The following is a 4,170-nucleotide window of genomic DNA, read 5'->3' on the forward strand; positions in this document are numbered from 1 at the left end:
GGGAAAGTCCGCGGGGTCCACCAGGGCGCCTGAATCGAAGTCGCCACTGTCGCTAGCCATACGCACCGGTTGCCCCAGCCCCCGGCGATTAACCGCGGCGAACCGTCACCGCGGTGCTCGCCACATGGACCTCATCGTGGGGCCGCCACCGGGCAACTCGATCTCGCGGGTGACGGTGAACCCGAAACGTTGGTAATACGGCACGTTTTCGGGTTTGGTCGACTCGAGATACGCCGGACAATACTCGGCGTCGCAGCGGTCCAGCCGCGACCGCATCAGGGCCTGGCCGAAACCCTGGCCGCGGACGGTCGGGTCACTGCCGATGACGGCCAGATACCAGTGCGGTTCTTCCGGGTGGGCGCGCTTCATCGCTTCCTGCACCGCGCGTCCCTGCATTGAACGCAGGCCGAACACCCGCAAAAACGTTGGCGTCATCGCCAGCTGGCCCCAGCGCGTGTCTTGCCATTGATTCGGCGGATCCCACAACGCCGCCGCACCGATTCCGGTTCCGTCGCCGGCCACCTCCACGCCGCCGCGGGCCAGATGATGGTGACGGGTCATCGTCGCGAACAGCCGGTATAGCTGCGCGGTCCGCGCCTCCGCATCGGGGAGTAGCCAGATCATCACCGGGTCGTCATAGAACGCCCGAGCCAGAGTGCGTGACTGCTCGCGGATGTCGGCTTTGCGCGCCGGGCGCGCCTGCGGGGCCACCTAAGTCAGGCTAGTGGTGACTGGGCGGCTAGAACGAGTAGTCGCGGAAGGTCATGACGAAGCCAAATACGGCGGCGAGGCCGGCCAGGACATAAATGACGATCGAAAGCCACACGGTGTTGATCGATGAGGCTAACCAGCACGCCAGAAACGCGCCGGACAGCAGGCACACGCCGTAAAACGGCGTGCGCTGCGGCTGCTCACCCCGGGCCATCTCGCTGGTAGTTCCCACCTCCGCCCGCGGCAAACCGGCGAGCCTGCATTTGGGGCGTCCCGCAGGTGTCGTGACCGGTTTGGCGGGTATGTGAGTCCGGTGACCGGCATCTCGCGGCGAGCGTTCGGGCGGATGGCCGCCGGCGCGGGCATGCTCGGCACCGCGGGAGTTTCTGCGGGCTGCGGGAAACCGCGAGAAGACCGCGGCAAACCGACCGTTCCGCCGCCGGCGGCCAAGGGGGTGGGGGTCGTGCTCTCGCACGAGCAATTCCGCACCGATCAGCTGGTGGCGCAGGCCCAGGCGGCCGAGCAAGGCGGCTTCCAGTACGTGTGGGCCAGCGACCACATTCAGCCCTGGCAGGACAACCAGGGCCACTCGATGTTTCCTTGGCTGACCCTGGCCCTGGTCGGCAACAGAACCGGCCGCATCTCATTCGGGACTGGCGTGACCTGCCCGATATACCGCTATCACCCCGCCACGGTGGCCCAGGCGTTCGCCTCGCTGGCGATCCTCAGCCCGGGAAGGGTGTTCCTGGGATTGGGCACGGGCGAGCGACTCAACGAACAGGCCACCACCAACGCGTACGGCAACTACACCGAGCGCCACGACCGGCTGGTCGAGGCGATCGCCCTGATCCGCCAGCTGTGGAGCGGCTCGCGAATCTCCTTCGCCGGCCGATACTTTCAGACGAACTCCTTGAGGCTCTACGACACTCCGGCCACGCCGCCGCCGATCTTCGTGGCCGCCGGGGGCCCGAAAAGCGCAAAGCTGGCGGGTCAGTACGGCGACGGCTGGATCACCCAGGCCCACGACGTCACGAACTCGAAACTGCTGGCCGCATTGGGCGCCGGGGCGCAGGCCGCCGGTCGCGACGCTGCCAGCTTGGGCAAACGCGCCGAACTCTTCGCCGTCGTCGGCGACCACGATCAGGCCGCCCGCGCCGCTTCGTTGTGGCGGTTCACCGCCGGGGCCGTCGACCAGCCCGATCCCGTCGAAATCCAGCGCGCCGCCGAGTCGAACCCCATCGACAAGGTGCTCGACAACTGGGCGGTCGGCACTGACCCTGCCGCCCACATCAATGCGGTGCAGAAGGTTCTCGACGCCGGGGCCGTTCCCTTTCTGCACTTCGCCCAGGACGACCCCATCACGGCCATCAACTTCTACCGCACCCACGTCTTACCCGAACTTCACTAGGGCCGCCGCGAGCCGCCGATAAATCACGCTGCTTCCGCAGGACGACCGTCCGCGGGGATAATTACACCCTATGCCGCAGGTTTTTCCGGCCCGTTATTTGCTGCGTGCTAAAGACCTGGCCGACGCCCGTTACGCCGAGCCGATCACCGTAGATGATTTGGCTGCTGCCGCCGGGCTCTCGCGCGCCCACTTCAGCCGCATGTTCACTCGGACCTTCGGTGAATCACCGCGCTCGTACCTGCAGACGCGCCGATTGGAACGAGCTGCCGCGCTGCTGCGTTACACCGACCGATCTGTCGCCGACATTGCGGTCATGGTCGGTCTGCGGAGCGTCGGTTCGTTCACCACTACGTTCGGCCGCGTGTATGGGTTGCCGCCCGCGGCCTACCGAGCCAGCCTCCCGCCCGCGTCGGTGCATGCGCGGGTGCCGAGCTGCATCCTGCAACGGGACACCCGACGGGCCTCCGACAGCCGCATCAAGACAGCACACGGGAAGAAGACGGACGACATCGGCAGCCCGTAACGTCGTGCCCATGTTGAAGATTGCCAGCGCCCATCTGTGGGTGCATGACCAGGATGTGGCACTCAAATACTGGACCGAGAAGGTGGGTATGGAAGTGCGACAAGATGTTTCGTTACCGGAGTTGCCCTTGCGGTGGCTCACGGTCGGTCCACCGGGACAGGATGACGTGTCCATTGTGTTGATGGCCATTCCAGGTCCGCCGGTGATGGACGACGCGACCCGCGATCAGGTGAGCGAAGTGATGGCGAAGGGTTTCGCCGGCACGGTATTCCTCGTCACCGATGACTGCCAGGCCACCTACGAGAAGATGCGGTCGCGCGGCGTGGAGTTCACCGAGGAGCCACATGAGATGCCATACGGCATCGACAGCGGTTTCCGCGACCCATCAGGCAACAGCGTTCGGTTGACCCAATTGGCAGATATCGGCGGCTGACCGCGACAATCCACGGCCGGCGGCCGCATTACGATGGTGTGGCTACCTCAACGAGTCCGGTGCGGCGCTGCGCCGGGGAACGGTTGGCCACGGTGTGGGACTTCGAAACTGACCCCGAATACCAGGCGAAGCTGGACTGGGTCGAAAAGTTCATGGTCGACGAGCTGGAACCGCTCGATCTGGTCGCCCTCGACCCATATGACAAGAAGAACGCCGAGATGATGGCGATCCTGCGCCCGCTGCAGCAGCAGGTGAAGGACCAGGGACTGTGGGCCGCGCATCTGCGGCCCGAGCTCGGCGGTCAGGGCTTCGGTCAGGTCAAGCTGGCGCTGCTCAACGAGATCCTCGGACGCTCCCGTTGGGCGCCTTCGGTCTTCGGCTGCCAGGCGCCCGACTCGGGCAACGCCGAGATCCTCGCGCTGTTCGGCACCGACGAGCAGAAGGCCCGCTATCTGCAGCCGCTGCTCGACGGCGACATCACCTCGTGCTATTCGATGACCGAACCCCAGGGCGGGTCGGATCCCGGGCAGTTCGTCACCGCAGCGAGGAGGGACGGCGATGACTGGGTGATCAACGGCGAGAAGTGGTTTTCCACGAACGCCAAGCACGCGTCGTTTTTCATCGTCATGGCGGTCACCAACCCCGACGCCCGCACCTACGACAAGATGTCGCTGTTCATCGTTCCGGCCGAGACGCCGGGCATCGAGATCGTGCGCAACGTCGGCGTGGGCGCCGAATCTTCGAAGCGGGCCAGCCACGGCTACGTGCGCTACAGCGACGTCCGCGTGCCCGCCGATCACGTGCTGGGCGGCGAGGGCCAGGCATTCATGATCGCGCAGACCCGGCTGGGCGGTGGGCGCATCCACCACGCGATGCGCACAATCGCCTTGGCGCGCAGCGCGTTTGACATGATGTGCGAGCGCGCGGTGTCGCGACAGACCAGGCACGGGCGCCTGGCCGATTTCCAGATGACCCAGGAGAAGGTCGCCGACAGCTGGATCCAGATCGAACAGTTCCGGCTGCTGGTGCTGCGCACCGCTTGGCTGATCGACAAGCACCACGACTACCAGACGGTGCGCCGCGACATCGCGGCGG

6 protein-coding genes are annotated in these 4,170 nt (G+C 65.9%); 4 read left to right on the forward strand and 2 right to left on the reverse strand.

Annotation, left to right across the window (positions count from 1 at the left end; all coding sequences use genetic code 11):
• Positions 1-105: 105 nt before the first annotated feature.
• Positions 106-711: a GNAT family N-acetyltransferase gene (locus JWP83_RS05160; protein ID WP_297726756.1), complete on the reverse strand. Its 606-nt coding sequence runs from the start codon at positions 709-711 to the stop codon at positions 106-108.
• 28 nt (positions 712-739) lie between these two features.
• Positions 740-943, reverse strand: coding sequence for a hypothetical protein (locus tag JWP83_RS05165; protein WP_297726758.1), 204 nt, complete (start codon positions 941-943; stop codon positions 740-742).
• 81 nt (positions 944-1,024) lie between these two features.
• Between JWP83_RS05165 and JWP83_RS05170 the strand changes: the two genes are divergently transcribed.
• The 4 genes from JWP83_RS05170 to JWP83_RS05185 form a co-directional block, all read left to right on the forward strand.
• Entirely contained in the window at positions 1,025-2,119 is a 1,095-nt protein-coding gene (locus JWP83_RS05170; RefSeq protein WP_297726761.1) for a F420-dependent hydroxymycolic acid dehydrogenase, read from the forward strand.
• Positions 2,120-2,189: 70 nt separating this feature from the next.
• Positions 2,190-2,642, forward strand: coding sequence for a helix-turn-helix transcriptional regulator (locus tag JWP83_RS05175; RefSeq protein ID WP_297726764.1), 453 nt, complete (start codon positions 2,190-2,192; stop codon positions 2,640-2,642).
• A gap of 10 nt (positions 2,643-2,652) precedes the next feature.
• Positions 2,653-3,075 carry a VOC family protein gene (locus JWP83_RS05180; RefSeq protein WP_297726767.1) on the forward strand — a complete coding sequence of 141 codons (423 nt, stop codon included), beginning with the start codon at positions 2,653-2,655 and terminating at the stop codon, positions 3,073-3,075.
• 92 nt (positions 3,076-3,167) lie between these two features.
• A partial coding sequence (locus tag JWP83_RS05185) for an acyl-CoA dehydrogenase family protein (RefSeq protein ID WP_297726770.1) occupies positions 3,168-4,170 on the forward strand: 1,003 nt, incomplete at its 3' end.

Source organism: Mycobacterium sp. (genome assembly GCF_025965855.1).
Lineage (GTDB): Bacteria > Actinomycetota > Actinomycetes > Mycobacteriales > Mycobacteriaceae > Mycobacterium.

What these genes read in the sequence shown, in the direction of transcription:
- JWP83_RS05175 (WP_297726764.1), top strand. Translation starts at nt 2,190, where the DNA reads ATGCCGCAGGTTTTTCCGGCCCGTTATTTGCTGCGTGCTAAAGACCTG.
- JWP83_RS05180 (WP_297726767.1), top strand. Translation starts at nt 2,653, where the DNA reads ATGTTGAAGATTGCCAGCGCCCATCTGTGGGTGCATGACCAGGATGTG.